At 45.9% G+C, this 22608-nt stretch carries 25 protein-coding genes; 1 reads left to right on the top strand and 24 read right to left on the bottom strand.

All coding sequences use genetic code 11. The annotated features are described in order from the left end of the window. Nucleotides 1-15 precede the first annotated feature (15 nt). From NWF31_RS13260 to atoD, 15 genes are all read right to left on the bottom strand, one after another. Nucleotides 16-198: a hypothetical protein gene (locus tag NWF31_RS13260; RefSeq protein ID WP_258360986.1), complete on the bottom strand. Its 183-nt coding sequence runs from the start codon at nt 196-198 to the stop codon at nt 16-18. After that, on the bottom strand, nt 195-800 hold the full coding sequence (locus NWF31_RS13255) for a methyl-accepting chemotaxis protein (RefSeq protein ID WP_277999038.1): 606 nt from the start codon (nt 798-800) through the stop codon (nt 195-197). The genes NWF31_RS13260 and NWF31_RS13255 overlap by 4 nt, the downstream gene beginning before the upstream one ends. Before the next feature lie 167 nt (nt 801-967). Further along, nucleotides 968-1936: a branched-chain amino acid ABC transporter permease gene (locus tag NWF31_RS13250; RefSeq protein WP_258360998.1), complete on the bottom strand. Its 969-nt coding sequence runs from the start codon at nt 1934-1936 to the stop codon at nt 968-970. Between the two features lie 15 nt (nt 1937-1951). Continuing rightward, nucleotides 1952-2818 carry a branched-chain amino acid ABC transporter permease gene (locus tag NWF31_RS13245; protein WP_258360985.1) on the bottom strand — a complete coding sequence of 289 codons (867 nt, stop codon included), beginning with the start codon at nt 2816-2818 and terminating at the stop codon, nt 1952-1954. Nucleotides 2819-2842: 24 nt separating this feature from the next. Next, nucleotides 2843-3544 (bottom strand): ABC transporter ATP-binding protein, encoded by a 702-nt coding sequence (locus tag NWF31_RS13240; RefSeq protein WP_258360997.1) that lies wholly within the window; start codon nt 3542-3544, stop codon nt 2843-2845. Between the two features lie 14 nt (nt 3545-3558). After that, complete coding sequence (locus NWF31_RS13235) at nt 3559-4284, bottom strand: ABC transporter ATP-binding protein (protein WP_258360984.1); 726 nt, start codon at nt 4282-4284, stop codon at nt 3559-3561. A 78-nt stretch (nt 4285-4362) separates the two neighbouring features. Then, nucleotides 4363-5661, bottom strand: coding sequence for an ABC transporter substrate-binding protein (locus tag NWF31_RS13230; RefSeq protein ID WP_258360983.1), 1299 nt, complete (start codon nt 5659-5661; stop codon nt 4363-4365). Between the two features lie 152 nt (nt 5662-5813). After that, nucleotides 5814-6635: a beta-keto acid cleavage family enzyme gene (locus tag NWF31_RS13225; protein WP_258360982.1), complete on the bottom strand. Its 822-nt coding sequence runs from the start codon at nt 6633-6635 to the stop codon at nt 5814-5816. Nucleotides 6636-6709: 74 nt separating this feature from the next. Then, complete coding sequence (locus NWF31_RS13220; protein WP_258360981.1) at nt 6710-7510, bottom strand: cyclase family protein; 801 nt, start codon at nt 7508-7510, stop codon at nt 6710-6712. A gap of 24 nt (nt 7511-7534) precedes the next feature. Further along, nucleotides 7535-8467, bottom strand: a complete 933-nt coding sequence (locus NWF31_RS13215) for a 3-hydroxyacyl-CoA dehydrogenase family protein (protein ID WP_258360980.1) — start codon at nt 8465-8467, stop codon at nt 7535-7537. 18 nt (nt 8468-8485) lie between these two features. Further along, nucleotides 8486-9274 (bottom strand): SDR family NAD(P)-dependent oxidoreductase, encoded by a 789-nt coding sequence (locus NWF31_RS13210; RefSeq protein ID WP_258360979.1) that lies wholly within the window; start codon nt 9272-9274, stop codon nt 8486-8488. A 35-nt stretch (nt 9275-9309) separates the two neighbouring features. Next, nucleotides 9310-9651: a cupin domain-containing protein gene (locus NWF31_RS13205; protein ID WP_258360978.1), complete on the bottom strand. Its 342-nt coding sequence runs from the start codon at nt 9649-9651 to the stop codon at nt 9310-9312. A 21-nt stretch (nt 9652-9672) separates the two neighbouring features. Beyond that, nucleotides 9673-10329, bottom strand: a complete 657-nt coding sequence (locus tag NWF31_RS13200) for a CoA transferase subunit B (RefSeq protein WP_258360977.1) — start codon at nt 10327-10329, stop codon at nt 9673-9675. A 7-nt stretch (nt 10330-10336) separates the two neighbouring features. Continuing rightward, nucleotides 10337-11515 (bottom strand): acetyl-CoA C-acetyltransferase, encoded by a 1179-nt coding sequence (locus tag NWF31_RS13195; protein WP_258360976.1) that lies wholly within the window; start codon nt 11513-11515, stop codon nt 10337-10339. 17 nt (nt 11516-11532) lie between these two features. Next, the gene (atoD, locus tag NWF31_RS13190) at nt 11533-12192 is read right to left on the bottom strand and encodes an acetate CoA-transferase subunit alpha (RefSeq protein ID WP_258360975.1); all 660 of its coding nucleotides are present in this window, start codon (nt 12190-12192) and stop codon (nt 11533-11535) included. 313 nt (nt 12193-12505) lie between these two features. Between atoD and NWF31_RS13185 the strand changes: the two genes are divergently transcribed. Further along, nucleotides 12506-14074: a sigma-54 interaction domain-containing protein gene (locus NWF31_RS13185; protein WP_258360974.1), complete on the top strand. Its 1569-nt coding sequence runs from the start codon at nt 12506-12508 to the stop codon at nt 14072-14074. A 72-nt stretch (nt 14075-14146) separates the two neighbouring features. Here NWF31_RS13185 and groL read toward each other — a convergent pair whose 3' ends face one another. From groL to mreC, 9 genes are all read right to left on the bottom strand, one after another. After that, nucleotides 14147-15763, bottom strand: coding sequence for a chaperonin GroEL (gene groL, locus NWF31_RS13180; RefSeq protein WP_258360973.1), 1617 nt, complete (start codon nt 15761-15763; stop codon nt 14147-14149). A gap of 27 nt (nt 15764-15790) precedes the next feature. Further along, entirely contained in the window at nt 15791-16078 is a 288-nt protein-coding gene (gene groES / locus NWF31_RS13175; protein WP_258360972.1) for a co-chaperone GroES, read from the bottom strand. Nucleotides 16079-16189: 111 nt separating this feature from the next. Next, a complete protein-coding gene (gene rodA / locus NWF31_RS13170) occupies nt 16190-17326 on the bottom strand; it encodes a rod shape-determining protein RodA (RefSeq protein WP_258360971.1) in 1137 nt (378 codons plus the stop codon). A gap of 163 nt (nt 17327-17489) precedes the next feature. Next, entirely contained in the window at nt 17490-17786 is a 297-nt protein-coding gene (gene minE, locus NWF31_RS13165; RefSeq protein WP_258360970.1) for a cell division topological specificity factor MinE, read from the bottom strand. A gap of 18 nt (nt 17787-17804) precedes the next feature. Further along, nucleotides 17805-18599, bottom strand: coding sequence for a septum site-determining protein MinD (gene minD, locus NWF31_RS13160; RefSeq protein WP_258360969.1), 795 nt, complete (start codon nt 18597-18599; stop codon nt 17805-17807). Next, on the bottom strand, nt 18592-19071 hold the full coding sequence (minC, locus tag NWF31_RS13155; RefSeq protein ID WP_258360968.1) for a septum site-determining protein MinC: 480 nt from the start codon (nt 19069-19071) through the stop codon (nt 18592-18594). The genes minD and minC overlap by 8 nt, the downstream gene beginning before the upstream one ends. Nucleotides 19072-19217: 146 nt before the next feature. Continuing rightward, a complete protein-coding gene (gene mrdA, locus NWF31_RS13150; RefSeq protein ID WP_258360967.1) occupies nt 19218-21296 on the bottom strand; it encodes a penicillin-binding protein 2 in 2079 nt (692 codons plus the stop codon). Continuing rightward, nucleotides 21263-21766 (bottom strand): rod shape-determining protein MreD, encoded by a 504-nt coding sequence (gene mreD / locus NWF31_RS13145; RefSeq protein ID WP_258360966.1) that lies wholly within the window; start codon nt 21764-21766, stop codon nt 21263-21265. Before mreD ends, mrdA begins: the two co-directional genes overlap by 34 nt. Continuing rightward, complete coding sequence (mreC, locus tag NWF31_RS13140; protein ID WP_258360965.1) at nt 21693-22607, bottom strand: rod shape-determining protein MreC; 915 nt, start codon at nt 22605-22607, stop codon at nt 21693-21695. Before mreC ends, mreD begins: the two co-directional genes overlap by 74 nt. Nucleotide 22608 lies beyond the last annotated feature (1 nt).

Below are 22608 nucleotides of genomic sequence, written 5' to 3'. Positions count from 1 at the left end.
CAGCGTTTTATTATGCTATATCTTTAGTGCAAGTTCCTGAATATTTTCGGCTAAATGAGCCAGTGATTCAATTGCTTTGTTAATTTCTTGCGTTGTAGACTTCTGATTATAACTAATATCATCAGCCTGAACAATCAACATATCAATATTATTTATCTCTTTTATTATAATATCAAGTAAATTATTAATATCCTTCACCGATACAGTACTTCTATTGGATAATTTCCTGATTTCCCTGCTCTAGCAGCTTCTATAGCTGCATTTAATCCTAAAATGTTTGTATGATATGCAACTTCTTTAATAAAAGATAATATCTGATTCGATTGTTCAATTTTTCTTAACATTAGTTTACTCGCTTCTCTAAGATTATCCATCTTATTGTGAAGTATCGTGGCATTTTTTAATAACTCTTCGCTGGAAGCTAAAACTTCTTGTGAAGACGATGCTATTGTATGAGCAGCATTTATTAATATTTCTTGATTTTCTAGACTATATGCCAAGCCAAACGCTCCAACAATCTCTTTATGTTCATTAAAAACTGGCGTACTAATATTTTTAAATGGAAACCCCCAGATTTCTTTGGAAATAACATTAGTATATGTTTGTTTATTATTAATAGCTTCCCATAAACCATCGCCCTGTTTTATTGGTTTACCTATGGGAGATTCGTGCTTCATCTTGATTCCTGGTAAATAAAATATAAATTTTTCTTGATCCGATATAGCTATCATGCAATCAAAAGGAAAGGTTGCCCTAAAAGTAGGAACAGCACTTATAATTGCTTCAAGCGTTTTATCCATAAAATAATATTTTATCCCCCCTTAAGCCTTCTTTTAGCCTTGCCTGGAAGCTTTTCTGCGGAAACCTTTAATCTATTTGTTTTTTATTTAATTTAAAATCAACAATATTATGCATGTTATTTAATACCATATTGAGTGACTTTGTTTTTTATATTATTTATTTAACTTCACCTCCTCCGGGGCGACAAAAACTCAAATCCTAGTTTTTCTTGTAATGTTCCAATAAATCCTTTAGGGGCGACATGAATTAAAACAATAGCTATTAATCCCAAAACCAGCATACTTATACCGGCATAGTTATAAAGATATTGTCTCAACAGTACATAAATCACGACACCTGCCAGCGGTCCCTCGATGGTACCTATACCTCCAATAATAACGATAAATACCATCGCTACAGTCCAGTCAATCCCAAATGCAGCATACGGCTGAATAAATACCTGGTAAAGATAAAATATGCTGCCAGCGATGCTTGTTACAAAAGCTCCGATTAAAAAGCAAATAAGTTTTGCTTTAAAAACTTCCACACCCATCGACTCGGCTGCTGTTTCATTATCTCTTATAGCCATCAAGCCCAGCCCTAACCTGGAGCGAAGGATAATATATACAACGGCTACTGAACCGAGCCCGATCACCATAGCCATGTAATACATATGGGTAGTTGTTAATTGATAGGCAGCAGTAATAAAAAATCCCTGTCCATAGCGCACATAGCCCCAATTACTAAAGAAAATCTTCAAGGCCTCGGCTACAAGCCATGTGCCTATTGTAAAATATGCCTCGCGCATCCTGAATATGGGGGCAGATATTATTAGCGCAAATATAAGAGAAATTACCCCACCTATAAGAATGCTGCTCCATAGGGGAGCCCTGTATAATTCAGTAAGGACCGCCAGTGTATAGCCACCGAGTCCAATAAACATTTGCTGGCCTAATGAAACTAGCCCGGCATATCCCGCTAACAGATTCCACATTTGTGCCAGAGCTAAATACATAAATATAAGTAAAAATATAGAAACAGTATAATTAGAGGCCCAGAAGGGTATTGTTAAAAGTACGGCAATTAATCCTGTAATTATAAACCATTTATAGTTACGAATATCATTAATAACGATGGTGACGCACTCCTTTCCCATATTTGGCAAGGCAAGCTAATTCTTTGCAAAAATCCCTTGCGGCCTTACCACTAGCACAAGTAGTAATATAATATACCCAACAAGTAGCTGATAACCTGTGCCAACGAACTCAGCACCTATAAGTTGCGCCAATCCCAGAATAACACCACCGACTAAAACACCTAACAGGCTGTTGAGACCGCCAATTACTATTACACCAAAAGCTATTATTAAATATTGAGTGCCGGTAAAAGGATAGAAGGTAAAAGTCATCCCTACCAGAACTCCTGCAATAGCTGCTGTAACCATAGCAATTCCCATGGCAATACCATAAATTCTTCTTGTATTAATACCTACAAGTTCAGCCGCGCCTTCATCATCAGATGCGGCTCTGATGGCCCGACCCAGATATGTTTTTTGATAAAATTGATTAAATACAAGGATAAGCGCAACAGCAATTATAAAATCCACCAAATAAATGACGGGAACACTTAAGTAGTTAGTAAGAAAAATGCTTTTTGTAGAAAGGCTATTCATCAACATCTTTGCGTCAGGAGTAAAAATTAATAATAAAGCATTCTGTATAATAATGGAGAGCCCAAAGGTAACTAAAAGCGGGGGTTCATTTCCCTTCTTTAAGACCCTGTTTATTAGAGCGCTTTGTACTATAAGCCCAACAAAAAACATGACTGGTATTGCAATAACAAGGGTGACAAAAGGATTTATGCCCAGCCCGCTTATAATAACCAGGCTTAGATAACTAGCGAGAACCATCAAATCACCATGCGCTAAATTAGTGATTCGCATTATACCAAAAATCATGGCCATCCCTATTCCGACCACGGCATATAGCCCGCCAAGTAAAATGCCGTTTAATATGGGTTGCGCAAAATCTTGTACCATACTTTTTCCTCCAGGATTACAATATTAAAGGCCAAAGTAGGCAACCTTTACATCTTCTTCTTCAAGAGCGCTCGATTTACCAGTTAAAACAATTTCCCCCCCACGCATAACATAGCTAAACTCGGAAGCTTTAAGGCTTCTCCTAACGTCCTGTTCTACCAGAACTACCGTAGTACCTTCCCGGTTGATTTCTGATATTTTCTGGTAGATTTCTTTTACTATTAGTGGAGCAAGCCCCAGGGATATCTCATCAAATATAATTAGTTCAGGATCAGACATAAGGGCCCTGCCAATTGCCAGCATTTGCTGCTGGCCACCACTCAAATTGCTCGCAATTTGCTGCGATTTTTCTTTCAAAACGGGAAACAACTCAAACACCTTATTTAATAGCTCTTTATTTTTCCTCCTGGCTTTTGGTGTATATGAACCGATAATAAGATTTTCATATACAGTCATACGTGGAAAAATTCTACGGCCTTCCGGCACCAGAGAAATACCCTCAGCAACTATCTTGTTTGCCATCAATCCGGTAATATCTTTTCCTTTAAATATTATTTTCCCGCTATACGGTTTCAGAAGGCCTGCGATTGCTTTCAATAATGTCGATTTTCCCGCCCCGTTGGAGCCAATAATGGATATTATAGATCTTTCGGGTACCTGAAAAGAAACGTTGCGGATGGCTTGAAAATCACCATAATAAATATCAACATTATCTACTTGCAGAATTATATTAGCCGTTGTCAACCTTCTTCCACTCCTAAATAAACTTCTTGTACCTCTTCAGCAGCCAATACTTCTTTTGGATTGCCACAAATAAGTTTTTTACCTGAGGCAATACATAAAACCCTGTCCGCAGCTTCCATCATTGTCCTTAGAATATGCTCTATCCATATAATAGTGACGCCACTTTCTTTAATATATTTTACAATTCGTAGAACCTCATTAACTTCAGCTTCTGTAAGACCGGCAGCTACCTCATCCAGCAATAAAAGCTGAGGATTGGTTGCTAACGCCCTGGCTACTTCTAATCTTTTGCGATCTAAGAGAGCAAGACTTCCAGCAAATAAATCCTTTTTATGTAATAGCCCGGTTAGTTCCAGTATTTCATATACCTTATATCTAGCCTTTTTCTCGCTCAAAGAGGCACCATACACTCCTCCTACCAGAACATTTTCATAAACAGTCATTTTTTCAAAGGTCCGTGGGACCTGATAGGTCCTGCCTATACCGAGCCTGCATCTCCTGGAAGGGGAAAAATCGGTGATATCAATATCCTTAAAAATCACGCTACCACTTTTAGGCTTATATAATCCGCTTATCCCGTTCAGTAATGTCGTCTTGCCAGAACCATTAGGACCAATGATTCCTAGAATTTCTCCTTCTCTTACTTCGATAGATAGCGAATTTACAGCCAGGAGTTGCCCAAAAGCGATGGTCAAATTTTCAACAATAAGTACGTTTTCCATACACCTTTACACACCTTTTTTCTTGCGCCGAGAGTCCCTAAATGGGAATCCCGGCGCAAGCAAGTATTAACTAATTTGTTATTTGTTTATTGGGAACAGCAACTCTCCTGTTTTCGGGATTTCCGGGTGTTCCTTGTTATAGACAATCTTAAGTTCCCACGGCCATTTCTCACCTTTCACCCACTGGCCGCCAACCACGGGCGTTTCCGCATAATGTTTCTCATTGTACTTGATTGGACCTACCATTGTATCCAACTTTGTCTGGGCAATAGCTTCCCTGATTTTGTTTTTATCCAAAGATTGGGCACGCTTAAGCACATCAACAGCAATCTCTATGCCCGCGTGCTTAAAACCAAGGGGTGCTGTCCACTGTTTTCCGGTTGCCTGGGTCCAGGCATCACATAGTTCTTGAGCCGTTTCCCCTGTAATAGACGATTTAAATGGATGATACGGTGACCACCATACTTCCGTCGTCAAGCCCATAGGTAAATCACCGCCCAGAGCGGCAACGTCAGTGGGAAAGAGGATAGCCCTGCCAATTGTCGCCATCTTGGGAATGAACCCCTGTTGATGAAACTGCCGCCAGGCAGTTGCAAAATCAGGAGCAACCATATTACCTGCAAGTATCTCAACATTCTCTTGCCTAAACTTGTTAATTGAGGCTGTAAAATCTTTCGTGTTGGCGGGAATTTTTCCCGGGTCTACCATCTTATATCCCTTGGCAGATATTTTTTTAGCAACGGACTCGGAAAAAGTCTTGCCGTCTGCATCGTTTGCCCAAAGCCCACCAATAATTTTATTTGTATCTCCTGCTATTTCATCCCACATGCCAACAAAAACATCAGCTACAGCGTCGGTAGTCCAGAAAGCCAAATAACTCCACTGATACGGGCCACCAGTTAACCATGCCTCCACCGGTGCATCAAGGGCAATACAGGGTACCTGATAGCGTTCAGCAATTGCGGAAACCGGATTGACGGTAGCCGGAGTGTGCATAACCAACATAAGGTCTACTTTATCTTCTAAAATTAATTTGGTCGCAACCTCGGCGGCTTTCGTTGGATCACTCTCAGTATCAACAACTTTGATTTTAACCGGGAGCTTTTTGCCTAATTCTTGTATATAAATACCGCCATCCTTATTTACCTCTTCCAACAACCTTTCCTCCACCCAGGGGCTTCCCTCGCCAAAACCTGCAATTGGGCCAGTTGTTGGATTTGGACGTCCAATCAGAATGTAATCCCTCTCAGGTCGGGCTGAAGTTTGTCCTGAATTTGAAGCTCCCGACCCTTTATTCTGTGTACCGCAGCCCCAAAGCAATAGTAAACAACTCAAAACCAACCCGAGCAAAACCACCATTTTTGCTTTAATACCCATTTTCAAACCTCCTTTGCCTAATTTTTCTTATGAATGAAATAAATTGGTTTTTAGAATCATCCCTCCTCTTCAGTATTTTTCGTTTTATAGTTATATAGGGTGGCGGTATACCTGTATAAACGCAAAGCAACCGCCACCATTTAATTCAATAATTATTTTTTAATTCCTAATATCTGTCTGGCCTCATCCGGAGTAGCAATTGATTTCCCCATTTCAGTAACGATTCTCTTGGTCCTTTCTACAAATTCTACGTTCGATTTTGCTAAAACACCTTTTGCATAAAATATATTATCTTCCATGCCCACTCTTACATGGCCACCGAGAGCTAAAGTGGCATAAAGAATTGGCAAATGCGTTCTACCTATCCCAAAGGCGCTCCATGTGCAATCTTTTGGAAGTAAATTCTTCATATAAACCAGGTTTTCTACCGTAGCAGCTATCCCACCTGCCACTCCCATACATAATTGAAAATGAAGCGGGGGTTCTAGAATTCCTTTTTCTAAATAATATAAAGCATTATAAATCATACCCGGATCAAATACCTCAATTTCCGGTTTTACATTGTTTTCCTTCATGACTTTTCCAAGTTTTTCTAGAAAGCTTGGACTGTTAATAAATACCGAAGTATGCATCCAATTCATTGAACCACAGTCATATGAAGCCAATTCTGGTTTTAATTCTATTAAAGGCTTCATTCTTTCCTCATCCGTAAATCCCAGACCACCTGAAGTAGTAAGGTTTAACACAATGTCGCAACGCTCTCTAATGAGTTTAACAGTTTTTTCAAACTTATCATAGTGCATACATGGCTTGCCTTCATCATCTCTAACATGAATATGGGCAACTGAAGCCCCTGCTTTATAGCATGCATAAACTTCATCTGCTATTTCTTCCGGTGTTAAAGGAACATAGGGGGTATCCTTTTTCGTCGGCCAGGCACCGGTGGGAGCCACAGTTAAAATTACTTTATCCATAAGCCTCGCCTTCCCTTATTATAATCTGGCAAGAGACAGGTTTTTAACCCGTCTCTTGCCATGCCGTTCTAAAACTAGAATGTACCATATTTATAAACTCTTGGTGGAACATTATTAATTTCATCCTCGTCAATAAAAGCGACCAGCCTAACGATCGACCCATCCCCTTTGTACCATCTCAAGGGGAAACCGGCGATAGTAACTCGTTTGCCAACAACCATTTCAATATCTCCACCCACATTTTCCCAGCCTACAATCCCGTTGCTTAGAAGTAAATTATGACAGGGTTCCCATTCGGGAAAATCATCTTCCACATTTCTTCCGGTCAATTCCTTATACTCTTTACAAATATCCGGACGCAAGGGACCCGGGCCGTGCGGGCCAATAGCTGTATGCAGCGGGTGGTCGAGGGCTTGCTGGTCAACACCAACGGCTTTTACTCCTTTTTCTACCAGCCATTCGCCTGCTTCCCGGCCCAGGCCCGGTGAGTACAGGAAATACTGCTGGCTGTCGCCCCAATAACGATGCCATCCGGTATGAATTATTACTATATCGCCTTTTTGAATCTTGGGAGTGGCGTTTTCAAGATCTTTGGCGGTAATCAATTCCCATCTTTTCTTTGGAATATCTACTACCACGCCTGTCCCATAATACTTCTCCAGCGGGATCTCATGGGTGAATTCAGTGCCCTCTACAACATGTGCCGGTGAATCAGCATGTGTGGTACAGTGCATTACTGTCGTTATCTTTTGTGATAATACACCTGATTTTGCCATATAATGCACGCGTTCAATCTTTACATCTTCGAAATACGGCCACAGGGGGCATTTGTCACCAAAAGGATGGCTCAAATCAACTAACACGGTTTTTCCCATAATAAAATCTTCCTTTCTTATATTTTAATTGCTTAAGCCTTTGGTGGCCTTAATTAAATACTCCAGTAATCTCTTGCGTGATGATTGCATTTCTTCTGCAGTCCATTCCCGGAAACCTTTACCTGTTTTAAAACCCAGTTCTCCTTTTTTTACCTTATCCTTTAGCAGCATAGATGGTTCTGTTGAACTATCCAGGTACTTGAAAATATAATCATGGATAGAAAGCGTAAGGTCTAAACCTATCATATCGGCGTTTTCTATCGGGCCCAATACCGGCAGCCTGATGCCAAAGCTATATTTAATGGCTTCATCTACAGTTTCCGGATCGGCAATACCCTGCTCAATAATAGCAATTGCTTCCCTCCATAACGCATGTTGTAACCTGTTGGCTACAAACCCGGGTACATCTTTTTTGCAAATAACTGGGTGCTTGCCGGCCTGTACCAGCAAATCAACAGTGTTTTGAACTACAGCATCAGAAACATGAGCTGTTTTTACCACCTCGACAAGAGGAATTAAAAAGGGCGGATTCCAGAAATGGGTACCGATAATTCTCGACTTGTGCTTTGCTCTAGCCCCTATTTCAGTAACGCTCATAACTGACGTGTTGGTAGCCAGGATCGTTTCTTCACTACTTATACAATCCAGTTCGTAAAAGAGATCTTGCTTTAGTTCCATATTCTCCGGTATGCATTCGAAAACTATATAAGCGTCTCTAACAGCCTGTTTTCTATCCCGTGTAATAGTGATATTTCCCAGTGTTTTTTCTAATAAATCCGGTTGCTCGGCCCCGTTTTCTATTAGTATTTTAATATTAGATTTTATACTTTCCAGGGCATAACTCTCTTCTATTGAATCGCGCGCACAAATAGTTACTTTAAAACCTTTTGAGGCAAACAACTGGGATATACCGCTGCCCATCAAACCAGGACCAAAAACGGTAATATTCTTTTGCAAGCCTATTTCACCTCTTTATCAGCCTGCCGTACAACCACCATCTACATATAAAACCTGGCCGGTAACAAAATCCGAAGCCGGTGCAGCAAAGTAAATAACAGCTCCTACTATATCCTGAGTAACTGCAGCTCTTCCCATAGGGATTCTAGAAAGGAAAATTTGTTTTAAACTCTCGTTTTCCAGTACCTCCTGGGTCAGCGGGGTCCAGAAAATAGTTGGAGCTACTGCATTTACGTTAATATTATATTTAGCCCACTCTGTGGCCAATTGTTTTGTCAGCAAATTTACGGCGCCTTTACTGGTCCCGTAAGCTGCATACCCGCCCGGGTGACCAGCAAAAGCCCTTACCGAAGAAATCGTTATTATTTTTCCATGACCCTGCTTAATCATTATTTTGCCAACATGTTTACAGCACAAAAAAGTACCTTTAACATTAATATCCATAACCTGTTCAAACGCATCCAGGGGGAAATCTTCAGCAGGAAAACGTTTCGCTATGCCGGCAGCAGTTACAAGTATATCAATTTTTCCATATTTGTCCATTGTTTTTTCAACCATATTTATAACCTGGTCTTCTCTGGAAACATCGCAGGTTATAGCCAGGGCCTTCCTCCCAGCTTTTTCAATGTTTTTTACAGATTCTTCAAGGGTCTGCATTGTCCTACCGGTAACGACTACATCAGCTCCATACATCGCCAGCGCAGTAGCAATGCTTTCACCCAACGCTCCCGCGCCACCTGTTACTACGGCAACTTTGCCTTCAAGATTAAACATGCTTTTTGTTAAATGTTCATCTATCTTTTTCATAGCCTCCACCTTTCACCTGAATAAAATTAAATTGGTTATGCTTCTGGATAATTGATTACAACTAGCATGCTAGCAGGTTTATTAGTCTCGTTAATAATTTCCCTGCCTTCATTGGGGCCAATGTAAATAGAATCCCATGCACGTAAAACTATCTTTTCTGTTTTACTAATTACTGTAACTTCCCCTTCAAGAACAAAATATATCTTTTCAACTGGAGATTCGTCGTATTCAGCCCCGCCCCCCGGGAGGAAATGCGATAAGCCCATCCAGAATTTTTGTGCCCCGGTTTCTTCTTTTCCATGCAGTTTTAAGGCTACCATATTAAAGTGTTTTGGTGCTTCATAGGGTTTAACATCCTTTAATTCAACCTTTTTCACAGGTTCACCCTCCTTTACGAACTATACTTCCATTATTTTTATTTCCCCTTCTAAAATTAACTTGGGTTCTGTCGCCGCCTGGACATCTTCAATGCTCAATCCCGGTGCAATTTCCTTTAAAACCAAACCGCGATTAGTCACTTCAATGACTGCCATATTTGTTACTATTACATCCACCTCCCTGCAGGCAGTCAAAGGTAAATTGCATTTTTTTAAGACCTTGGGTTTACCGTCTTTAGTGGTGTGTTCCATTGCAACGATAACTTTCCTGGCGCCTACTACTAAATCCATGGCACCCCCCATTCCTGGCACCATCTTCCCCGGAATCATCCAGTTAGCTAAATTTCCTTCCTCATCTACCTGCAATGCCCCCAGCACTGTTGCATCAATGTGCCCGCCACGAATTATGGCAAAAGATAACGCGCTATCAAAACATGCTCCCCCTGGTAATATTGTAACCGGTTGGCCTCCTGCGTTTACTAAATCCTTGTCTTCCTGACCTTCTTGCGGTTTAGGACCTGCACCAACAAAACCGTTTTCAGACTGGAATATAATGTTTATACCCTCAGGTATATAATTGGCAACTAAAGTCGGTAGTCCAATGCCTAGATTAACAACATCTCCATCATGAAGCATCTTAGCAACATTTTTTGCTATTATCTCCCTGAAATTCTCCATAATTATTTCACCTTCTTTCTACCAGCACGGATACTCCCTGGCCCCCGCCGACGCATAAAGTAGCCAGCCCTTTCTGTACATCTCTTTTCTCCATTTCATGCAGTAAGGTCACCAAAATTCTAGCTCCACTGGCCCCGATAGGATGTCCCAGGGCTATTGCGCCGCCGTTGACATTGACTATATCCCGGTTAAGATTAAGCTCTTTGATTACCGCCAGGGATTGCGCCGCAAATGCTTCGTTAGCTTCAATCAATTCAATCTCTGATAGCTGCCATTTGGCTTTAGCTAATACTTTTCTTGTAGCTTCAACAGGGCCGATCCCCATCACAGCCGGATCTACCCCTGCAGAGGCCCCGGCAACAAACCTTGCCATGGGCTTTACACCAAGCTTTTCAGCTTTCTCAGCGGTAGTTAGGACGAGAGCAGCGGCCGCATCATTGATACCAGAGGCATTGCCTGCAGTAACAGTACCATCTTTCTTAAAAGCAGGTTTAAGCTTAGCCAAAACTTCCAGTGTTGTTCCTGGCCGCGGGTGCTCATCAACAGTAAAATTCTTTGTTCCTCCTTTTACCGATACTGTTACAGGAACAATCTCATCAGCAAATCTATTTGTTTGCAATGCAATTTCTGCTTTTCTCTGGCTTTCAGCAGCAAAAGCGTCCTGTTCTTCACGGGTTATACCCCATCTGGCAGCAATATTTTCGGCGGTGATTCCCATATGATATTGGCCAAAAGCACACCACAGCCCGTCTTTTATCATCTCATCAACCAGGGTCCCATCACCCATGCGATACCCAAAACGACCTTTGGGAATCACATAGGGGGCCTGGCTCATGTTTTCTGTTCCCCCGGCTACTACAATCTCAGCGTCACCTGCTGCTATTGCCCGGGCTGCCATGATTACTGCTTCCAGGCCTGACCCGCAAACTTTATTTATTGTTGTTGCCGGTACTTTAACCGGCAACCCTGCTTGATATGCGCATTGACGCGCAACGTTCTGGCCCAAACCGGCTTGCAAAACACACCCCATTAGCACTTCATCAACGTCATCCGGGGATACTTTAGCCCTGTTAAGGGCCTCCTTGATAACAATTGCCCCAAGCTCTGTAGCCGGGGTATTGGCAAGGCTCCCTCCAAAAGTTCCAATAGCTGTTCTTACAGCACTAAGAATTACAATCTCCTTCATAAATTTGCCCCCGTCCTTTAACATAATGATTTGGCAGGCACTATCATATCTACAAATATACCTGGTGTCATAACTTCATCCGGGTCCAGGTCACCCACTTCCACTATTTCTTCTACTTCAGCAATAACAAGTTTTGCGGCCATGGCCATAATTGGGTTAAAGTTTCGTGCAGCCCTGCGGTAAACTAAATTACCATAAGTATCAGCTTTTGCCGCCTTTATTAGGGCAATATCTGCATACAAGGGTAATTCCAGAAGATAACTTTTGCCGTTAATTGTTATTTTGTTTTTATTGCTTTCTACAACAGTGCCTATACCCGTAGGCGTCAACACTCCTCCCAGGCCGGCTCCAGCACACCTTATCCTTTCTGCCAGGGTTCCCTGGGGAATAAGTTCCACTTCAATTTCTCCTGCATTCATTTGCCGGCCTGTTTCAGGATTTGTACCAATATGGGAAGCAATGACTTTTTTAACACGTTTATTGCCAACAAGCTTGCCGACACCTTTATTTACAAAACATGTATCATTAGAAATGATAATTAAATCTTTGATTTCAGTTTCTAAGATACACTCAATTAAATAGTCCGGGCTTCCAACCCCCATAAAACCCCCAATCATAACAACACTGTTGTTTTTAATTCGACTAATAAATTCTTGTTTATTAGCTATCTTGTTCACTATTTATTACCCCTCTTTATGTTCCTGTCTTTTAGCTATGCAAAAACTATACCAGCCAGGAAAAATAGAAAAATTATATCTCCATCTTTTAATTTTGATACTTATTTATATCAAGTTTTATACTTAATGAAAAACACCCCTGCTTTAAATATTATTTTGATTATTTCCTGTATCGTTTTGTGATACATTATTGTATCGTTAAACATAAAAATAGCTCCTTTAATTTTGCTGGTAGAAGGAATATTAATTAACATGAGGAACTCTTAAATAGAATTATTATTGGATGCCACAAGGTTTATCGAGGTGAATTTAAATGAAACATAATCCGGTTATAATCGAACTAAATAAAGAAACCAAAGCAGAACTTGATAATTTGATTAAAACCACTGATATGGATATTAATGACCTGCTGCTTGCTTTAATTCGTGAAAATCAATTTTATAAAACAAGGCTTAATGAGCTGGAAAATGAACTGCATGAACTGCGAATATGCCAGGAAAAATCAATAGAGGCCTTCGCTATAGGGGACGCTATTTCGGATGGAATTTATATGGTAGACAAACAGGGTGTTATAATAGCCATAAACAAAGTTTTTATGGAATTAACAGGGGTAAAAAGTAGAGAAGATATAATAGGCAAGCATGTTAGCATATTAGTAAAAGAAAAGTACATGGATAAAGAAGTTTGCCGCATAGCCCTGGCTAAAAAGAAAAATGTATCTGAGATGTGTGTGTTGATTAGAACCAACAAAAAAGTACTTGTAACTTCTAATCCTTTTTTTAACGAGCAGGGCGAAATTACCAAGGTCTTAACAGTTATGAGGGATATAACAGAGTTGATAAAATTAAAAGAGAAACTCGAGAGCTCCAAGCAAATAACTAAAAGATATTACACAGAACTCGAATATTTACGGAAGCAACAGTATAATATGATAGGACTGATAGGCGACAGTCCCAGTATGCAAAAGGTTAAAGAACTGATATACCAAGTTGCCAAAGTAGATTCCACCGTGCTAATCGTGGGCGAAACAGGGGTCGGCAAAGAGATTGTCGCCAATGAAATCCATAAAAACAGCTCCAGGCGCGATGGTCCTTATATCAAAGTAAACTGTGCCGCCATACCGGAAAACCTGCTTGAATCAGAATTATTCGGCTATGAAAAAGGAGCATTTACAGGCGCTTTGAACAAAGATAAGATAGGTTTTTTTGAAATGGCCAATAAAGGTACTATTCTTCTTGACGAAATCGGGGAATTGCCATTACACCTGCAATCAAAATTACTGCGCGTTTTGCAAGAAAAAGAAATTACCCGGATCGGGGGGACCAGGTCTATAAAATTAAATGTGAGGGTTATAGCGGCAACTAATAGAAATCTTGAAGAAATGGTCAATAAGGGCACCTTCCGGGAGGATTTATATTACCGTCTTAATGTTCTACCTATAGTAATCCCGCCTTTACGTACAAGAAGAGAAGACATTGCCAAGCTGGTATTGCATTTCCTGGAAAAATATAATGAAAAATATGGTGCCGATAAACATATAGACATTTCCGCATTAAACTTGCTTGAACAGTACGACTGGCCAGGTAACGTTAGAGAGCTTGAAAATCTTATTGAAAGATTAATAGTTATTGTCGATGATGATGTAATTTCACAGAAACATATCAAGAATATAATCGAAAGCAAAAAGAATGCCTCTCTATCTTTACAAAAAATGAATTTAACGCTAAAAGAAACGGTAAGAATAGTAGAAAAGGAGATAATCGAAGAAGCACTGAAAAAGTACGGCAGCACCCATAAAGCCGCCCGGGCCCTTGGTGTTAGCCAGCCTACATTGTTACGTAAGGCAAGGATGTTGTCTATCCCGACAAATAAACAAAAATAAATACAGTTATCGCCCATGCCGGGCGCACACTAAAAAAGACCTGGAGGAGTATCCTCCAGGTCCCTTTCTATCTTAGTAATCCATGCCTCCGGGTGGCATGGGCGGTGTCTTTTCTTCCTTTGGAATCTCGGCTACCAGGGCCTCGGTGGTCAGGAGCATGGCGGCAATGCTGGCCGCGTTCTGCAGGGCGCTCCGGGTAACCTTGGCCGGGTCAACGATACCGGCTTTCACCATATCAACATACTGCTCGGTGACGGCGTCAAAGCCAATGCCGGGCTTTTCGTTGCGCACGCGTTCCACGATAACCGAGCCTTCCAGGCCGGCGTTGGCCGCAATCTGGCGCAGGGGTTCTTCCAGGGCCCGCTTGATGATCCGGACACCCACAGCTTCATCGCCCTCGGCCTGGAGCTTTTCTACCGCCGGGATGCAGTGGACCAGGGTGGCGCCGCCGCCGGGGACAATACCTTCCTCAACGGCAGCCCGCGTGGCTGCCAGGGCGTCTTCGACCCGGTGCTTCTTCTCTTTCAGTTCGGTTTCGGTAGCCGCACCGACACGGATGACGGCAACGCCGCCCGCCATCTTGGCCAGGCGTTCCTGCAGCTTCTCGCGGTCGTAATCAGAATCGGTTTCTTCAATCTGCTTCTTAATCTGGGCAACGCGGCCGTCGATGGCTTCTTTCTTGCCGTAACCCTCGACAATGGTGGTCTTTTCCTTGGCAATCTTAACCTTCTTGGCCCGGCCAAGCATGTTAAGGTCGACGTTCTCCAGCTTGACGCCCAGGTCTTCGGAAATGAAAGTACCACCGGTCAGGATGGCGATATCCTCCATCATGGCCTTGCGGCGGTCGCCGAAGCCGGGAGCCTTGACGGCGGCGCAGTTCAGGGTGCCGCGCAGCTTGTTGACCACCAGGGTGGCCAGGGCTTCGCCTTCAACGTCCTCGGCTATAATAACCAGGGGCCTGCCCGTGCGGACCACTTTCTCCAGCAGGGGCAGCAGGTCGTTGATGGCCGAGATTTTCTTTTCATGGATAAGTATATAGGGTTCTTCAAATTCGGCTTCCATGGCCTCGGCGTTGGTTACAAAATACGGCGATACATACCCGCGGTCGAATTCCATACCTTCCACTACTTCTACAGTAGTGGCCGTACCTTTGGATTCTTCCACCGTAATGACGCCGTCTTTACCAACTTTCTCCATGGCGTCGGCAATGAGTTCGCCGATCTCACGCTCATTGGCGGCAATAGAAGCCACATGGGCTATGCTTTCTTTAGATTCTACCGGGATGCTTATTTTCTTAATCTCATCGACTACCGCTTCCACGGCCCGGTCAATACCCTTCTTGATAAAAACAGGGTTGGCGCCGGCGGCCACATTCTTCAGGCCTTCCAGCACAATAGCCTGGGCCAGGACGGTAGCAGTGGTTGTCCCATCACCGGCAACATCGTTGGTCTTGGAGGCTACTTCCCGGCAGAGCTGGGCACCCATATTTTCATAGGGGTCTTTCAGCTCGATTTCTTTAGCAACGGTAACCCCGTCCTTGGTAATGACCGGGGAACCAAACTTACGTTCAATAACTACATTGCGGCCCTTGGGCCCCAGGGTAACTTTCACCGCCTGGGCTACAGCACTGACACCTTTTTCCAGGGCACGCCTGGCTTCTGAATCAAAGGCCAGTTGTTTGGCAGCCATAATTTTTTCTACCTCCTCCAGATGCCTTTATTTTTCCTTAATGGCCAGGATATCGCTGTCGCGGATAATCAGGTATTCCTGGCCCTCGAACTTGACTTCAGTGCCGCTGTACTTGGCAAAAACCACTATATCGCCGACTTTAACTTCCGGCGCTACCCGGGTACCGTTCTCCAGGATCTTGCCCGGCCCTACGGCCACTACTTCCCCTTCCTGGGGCTTTTCCTTGGCAGTATCCGGTAAAACAATACCCCCCTGGGTTTTTTCTTCGCCGGTCAGGACCTTGAGTACAACCCTGTCGGCAAGCGGTTTGAGCATAAAAATCCTCCTTTCACAGTACATGGGAGTTGTTAGCACTCACCTTAGTTTAGTGCTAACAGTCAATTACTAATATACACAAGGGGTTACTCCTTGTCAATAGGAGTAACCCTAAAAAAGAATTTTTTGCCGCCTGAGGTTAACATTGAGAACCAGCCCCAGGGCCAGCATATTGGCCAGCATGGCGCTACCTCCATAACTGAAAAGGGGCAGGGGGATCCCCGTTACCGGCATGATCCCTATGGTCATGCCTATATTAACGAGAATATGAAAGGTAAACATGGAGGCCACGCCGCTTACCAGTAAAGCGCCAAACATGTCCTTGGCCTGGGCGGCAATACGGAGCATACGATAAAGGAGTAAGAAGTAGAGGGCAAGGATACCCACGGTGCGGATGAAGCCCAGCTCTTCACCCACCACCGAGAAGATAAAATCGGTATGGTGTTCCGGGAGGAAATTCAACTGTACCTGGGAACCCTGGCGAAAGCCGACCCCCCACAGGCCGCCGGAACCGATGGCGATCTGGGACTGGATCACATGGTAACCGGCACCGGTACCCCCCCGGCCGTCGTTATAGGGATTAAGGACTACCACCAGCCGTCGTAACTGGTAGTCCTCCAGGGGCAGGGGCAGCCCATAACGAAAATGGGCAAAAAGGGCCAGTCCTACCAGGAGCAGGCCCCCGCCGGCGATTATTAATAACAGCCGGGGATTGGCTCCTCCTACGAATAGCATCCCGAAAAGGATGGCCATTAACACCAGAGCCGTACCCAGGTCGGGCTGTTTTAAAATCAACAGCATAGGCACGGCAACGTAGGCAAAGGGAATGATTAAATCCTGCCAGCGGTTGAGCTTGCCCTGGCGTTTATCCAGCAAGCAGGCCAGGGTAATAACTGTTATGGTTTTGGCAAACTCGGATGGCTGGAAGAGAAAAGGCCCCAGGTTGATCCAGCGCTGGGCGCCCTTGGCCTGGTGCCCAACTAAAAAAACCGTGACCAGTAAAACTAAATTCAGGGTATACAGCAGGTAGTGATAGCGTCTCAATTGCCCGTAATCGGTAAGCAATACTACCGTCAACCCCGCCAGGCCGACTAAAATCCCTACCAGTTGCTTCTTGGCATAATAAAAGGGGTCTGTTGCTACGTTGGCTCCGGCACTGCTGAGGACGGCCAAACTGATTAATAACAGGGCGATAATGCAGCCGACAAAATAATAATCAAGGTTGCGCCAGAGTTTGCGTTCAAGCATCTTTACACCGCCTGGTGCCTTCCGGTAGTGATATATACCCACCCCAACGTCTCGGCGATTTTCGCCGTCGCTAATATTATATAACAGCAAACCCGGGCGGGCTATAATAAAAAAAGAGGTAAAAACATCCCCCGGCAGGAACCCGGGGGACGCTTGCAAACTTTCAGGCTTTAACGCTTGTCTCCGCACCGGTTTTAAAGGTGCGCTTGACCCTCAGGATGGGGATATTGGCCACCAGGGCTACAGAATCGTTTTCGTGACTTAAAGTGACCTCCAACCCCTGGGTGTCGATGTCCAGGTATTCGGATATGACGCTAATCAGGTCGTTTTTCAGGGCTTCCAGCAGGTGCGGGGAAACACCGGCCCGGTCATGGACCAGTACCAGGCGCAGGCGTTCCTTGGCAACCTTTTTACTGGCTGTGGTATCCCGCCCGAAGATACGCAGCAAAAACTCTAGCACCCCGCGTACGCCCCCTTCCTAACCCAGGCCTATCAGCCTGCGGAGCCTGGCCATAATCCCGTTCCCCGCGTCCCAGTTCAAAAAAGGCACTTCTTCTCCTGTAAGACGACGGGCAATATTACGGTAGGCCTGACCGGCCCGGGAATGCTTGTCCAGAACTGCCGGTTCGCCGCGGTTGGTGGAAATAACGATATACTCGTCTTCCGGTACCACGCCGATAAGATCGATAGCCAGGATCTCCAGCATATCCTCGATGTCCATCATGTCGCCCTTGCGTACCATATCAGGCCGCAGGCGATTGATGATCAAGCGCGGTGCTTCCATCTCAGCTGCTTCTAGAAGACCGATAATACGGTCGGCATCCCGGACGGCGGCAACTTCCGGTGTAGTCACAACCAGGGCCTTTTCCGCCCCGGCGATGGCATTTTTAAACCCCATCTCAATCCCGGCCGGACAGTCGATTAAAACAAATTCATATTCCTCACGCAGCTGGGCCATCAGATCGACCATCTGCTGGCGGCTTACGGCGGTTTTGTCCCTGGTCTGGTTGGCCGGTAAAAGGTACAGGTTTTCCAACCTTTTATCCTTAATCAAAGCCTGCTTCAGGCGGCAACGTCCCTCGACGACATCGAGAAGATCGTAGACAATCCGGTTTTCCAGGCCCATAACCACATCCAGGTTTCTTAAGCCAATGTCCGTATCAACCAGGACGACTTTCTTTCCCAGACTGGCCAGGCCGGTGCCAAGATTGGCCGTAGTAGTTGTTTTGCCAACCCCGCCTTTACCGGAAGTGATGACGATCACTTCACCCATTTTGTTCCTCCTCTTCCTCAAACATGGTCCTGTTTAACCATCGTTTTTCGCCGCCGGGCTGGTATTTTTCAATGACGACTGCTTCATCCTGGACGCGGGCAATCTCGGGTTCTCCCGTGATATCCTGGGCTTCATTGTCGGGTGCCCTGGTAATGTAGCCGGCAATCCGCAACTGGGTGGGCTGGAGCCGGAAGGCCATGACCACGGCCTTTTCATCGCCCTCTGCCCCGGCATGAACTACTCCCCTTAAAGTACCCATGACAATGACATGGCCGCTGGCAACTATTTCCCCACCGGGATGAACGTCGCCCATGACTACCACATTTCCGGGGTATTCAAACCTCTGGCCGGAACGTACCGTACGGCAGACCAGAAAAGTATGGTTGTCTGCCCCCGGTTTCTCCCTGGCAGCCGGAAACGTTATCCCCTGCCGGGTGCCTGCCCCGGTGTCACTACCAGTTGAAGATAACACGACCCTTCTCCTCCTTGTTACCGGGCGGCAGAATCCTCCTCGGCCTTTTAATTTTTCTACACCGGCGAGGTAAATCCTGCCGCGACAGGAAAAAAGATGGGGTCTTTTTTCCCCATCTTCTCAGCATATAAAGACGCCACCTGACATTATTCCACGGCAATGCCGTTAAAAGGTTTATTCAAGATTTCCGTGAGACCAAAGTACTGGGCCAGGACTGCCCGGGCTACCGCACCGGCGGAGTCGCCGCCATGCTGGGCGTATTCAATGATAACTGCGACAGCAATTTGCGGGTCGTTATAGGGAGCAAAGGCTACAAAAAGCCCGTAAAAATCGCTATTTTTGTCGTCGCCGGCCAGCCCGGTCTGGGCCGTGCCGGTCTTGGCCGCTACCTGAAGATCCGGTGGGAAATCGCGAAAAAGGAAAGCGGCAGTACCATCGCTACCCCGGGTCACTTCCAGCATGGCCCGCCGTACCTCGGCCATGACATCTTGCGAAACCGTCACCCTCCCGGCAGCTTCGGCCTGGTATTGTTTTTTCAGCGAACCGTCGGTGCCGATAACCTTATCTACCAGGTAGGGGCGCCAGCGGGTACCCCCGTTGGCCAGGGTGGCTATATAATTGGCCAGCTGGATGATGGTATAGCCATTATCGCCCTGGCCGATGGAGGTATTATAAGTATTAAAAGGCTGCCAGGTCGTGTTGAAGTTAAAATTGATCCGGTACTCGGCTCTAACCTGATTTAGCTCCCTTTCTTTCTGCTGCAGCAGCTTGCCTTTTTCCTCAGGAGGGGCCGAAGCCAGCAAGCCGGCATATTTCTTTTCAATGCGTTCTTCCTGGTTTTTTAGCCACCGGTCCCAGTAAGGGGCATTAATCTCTTTTTTCCACGCCGGTGAAGGCAGGATGCCCCGGGCTTCTCCGTGGAGGCCGACAACCCCTGTAGGTTCTCCCAGGCCAAATTGCGCCGCCACAGCATTGATTTTATCGATGCCGGCGAGTTCCCCGGCCCACTGGAAATAGGTATTGCAGGAGACGGCCATGCCGCGATATAAATTAACATTACCGTGGACCGCCCAGCAGGTAATTCCTCCCGGTTTCCAGTAGCGGCCGCCGTCATAAACGGTGTCCTGGGGTTGCACTACACCGGCATCCAGGGCTGCCATGGCCGTAATGGGCTTAAATGTGGAGCCGGGCGGGTAGACACCCTGGATGGCCCGGTTGAAAAGGGGTCTCAGGCGCGGGTCATTATAATAGCCCTGTTTCCTGGCAAAGTTGCCGTTAACAAAGTCGTTGGGATCCAGATCGGGTTTACTGGCCATGGCCAGGATCGCCCCGCTCTTAACATCCAGGACCACCGCCGCCCCGCCGCCGGCTTTGGGGTTCCTCTCCTTTGTAGCCGCTATCACCTGGTCCATAGCTTTTTCCAGGGTCTGCTGGAGCTTTAAGTCGATAGTAAGCTGGACGGTATCGCCCGGTGTGGGCGGCAGGGTTACCAGGTCCCGTACCTTACGATTGGCAGCGTCAACTTCCACCTGTTCGGCGCCCTTTTTACCGCGCAGTCCTATCTCCTGGCCGTCGGCGTTGCTGTATTCCAGGAAGGCTTCAATACCGCTCTTGCCGATTTTATCGTTGATGCCGTAATTTTCTTCTTTCCTGGCTTCCAGTTCCTGCTGGGTTATCTGGCCGACATAACCCAGCAGGTGCCCGGCCAGGGAGCCGTAGGGGTAATAACGCTGGGGTTCCTCGGTAATATTTACCCCCGGCAGGTCCTGGCGGTGCTCCTCGAGCCGGGTTATTGTAGCTATAGCTGCCGGATCGCTGGCCGGAAGCCTCTTTATCTCCGTGGACTGGTAACGGAAAGGGTTCTTCTTGATTAATTCTTTAATAACCTCCGGTGTCAGTTCCGGGTCTGCCAGGAGGGCGGCAAGGTTATTAATAACTGTATCCAGGTCCTGGTTGGGGACGCTGCGGATGGTAACGACATATACGGGCTGGCTGGTGGCCAGGACCTGGCCGTTCCTATCCAGGATATCGCCCCGGCGGGCTTCAATGGGGTTGATCCGGATGCGGTTCTCGGCCGACTGCTTGCTGAATTCCTGGGCGTTGACAACCTGGAGAAAAAACAGGCGGGAGGTTAAGAGGGCAAAAATAAAAATAAGAATTCCCAGATAACCTTTAAGGCGCCTGGAGAGTTTCAGTTTCCAGTTTTCCTTTTCCTGCTCCCCCATGCTGCTCCCCCTTGATAGATGCTGTAACCCAGCACGGCTAGGCTGCTATTATATAAGGCCATGGGCAATACTACGGTTAACATCCCGGCCAGCCAGGGATATTTAAATCCCGCCAGGTAGCTTATAAACAAAAATAAAAATCCCTGGCCAACGGTCGCCACGAAAGTAAGAATACCGGGTGCTAGAATGTTGTCACGATTCAACCAATCTTTACTCAAACCGACCAGGTAACCGGTTGCCATCCTGATCAGGGCATTGAGACCTAAAAATTTGGCCAGGTACAAGTCTTCCAGGAGCCCGCAAAAAAAACCGGCGGCAGCTCCCCCGGGCGCCCCTTTAAGAAAGGCAAAAATAGTTAGAAAAACTGTAAGCAGGTCGGCCTTGACTCCTGCCATTTTAAAGGCTGGCAGCAGGGTTGCTTCCAGGATAAGGGCTGCCAGCCAGAGGAGCATCAACCCCAGGAACTGCATCTGCAATGCCCTCCTTGACCCGCGTAATGACCAGGACTTCTTCCAGCCGGTCAAAATCTACCGACGGTTCAATTATAGCCCGTTTCATAAGCCCGTCAGGCTCGGGTAAAATTTTGACCACCGTTCCCAGGAATAAGCCCCTGGGATAAATACCGCCCAGGCCGGAAGTGACGACCACCTGGTTTTCCATTACCGGGGCGTCGCGGGCAATATGAATCATCTGCAGGTAGCCGCGGTAATCAGGGCTCCCTTCGACAATGCCCGGAGTCCGGTTAACCTGGATCATGCCGCCCAGGGCACCTTCCCGGTCCAAGATAAGCAGGACTTCCGCCGTCCGGGGCGTGACGGCGGTAATCCTGCCGACCACCCCCCGGGAAGTAACCACCACCTGGTCCTTCTGCAGTCCCGCCGCGGTCCCCAGTCCCAGGGTAAGACTCTGGTACCAGTTAGAAGGATTACGGGCGATTACCGGGGCCACGACAAAATCATAGGCATTGCGATTGACTTCCGTAAAATTTAGGAGTTCGCGGAGGCGGAGGTTTTCCTGGCGGTATTCTTCCAGTTGAATATTAGCCGTCCTTAAAGCCGCTACTTCCTCTTTTAAGGCCTGGTTTTCGGCCTGGAGGCGGCTGTAATTTTTGATTACCGCCAGCCAGCCCCCGGCTTTGTTTACCACCAGGGTAATACCCTTTTCCACCGGGGCCAGGGCATCCCGGAGGGCACCTTCTATAACGCTCAAACGTTCCCGCTCCAGGGCCGTCCAGCGCATGACGAAATAGAGGCTAACGGCAGCCAGGACCAGGATGAGAGGGATCATGAGCTTCCGCCGGAGGGGGCCCAAA

Source organism: Neomoorella sulfitireducens, from assembly GCF_024733845.1.
In the GTDB taxonomy this organism is placed as follows: domain Bacteria; phylum Bacillota; class DSM-521; order Neomoorellales; family Neomoorellaceae; genus Neomoorella; species Neomoorella sulfitireducens.
The sequence above is the reverse complement of the archived record's forward strand: the minus strand, read 5'-3'. Positions and strand labels throughout refer to the sequence as shown.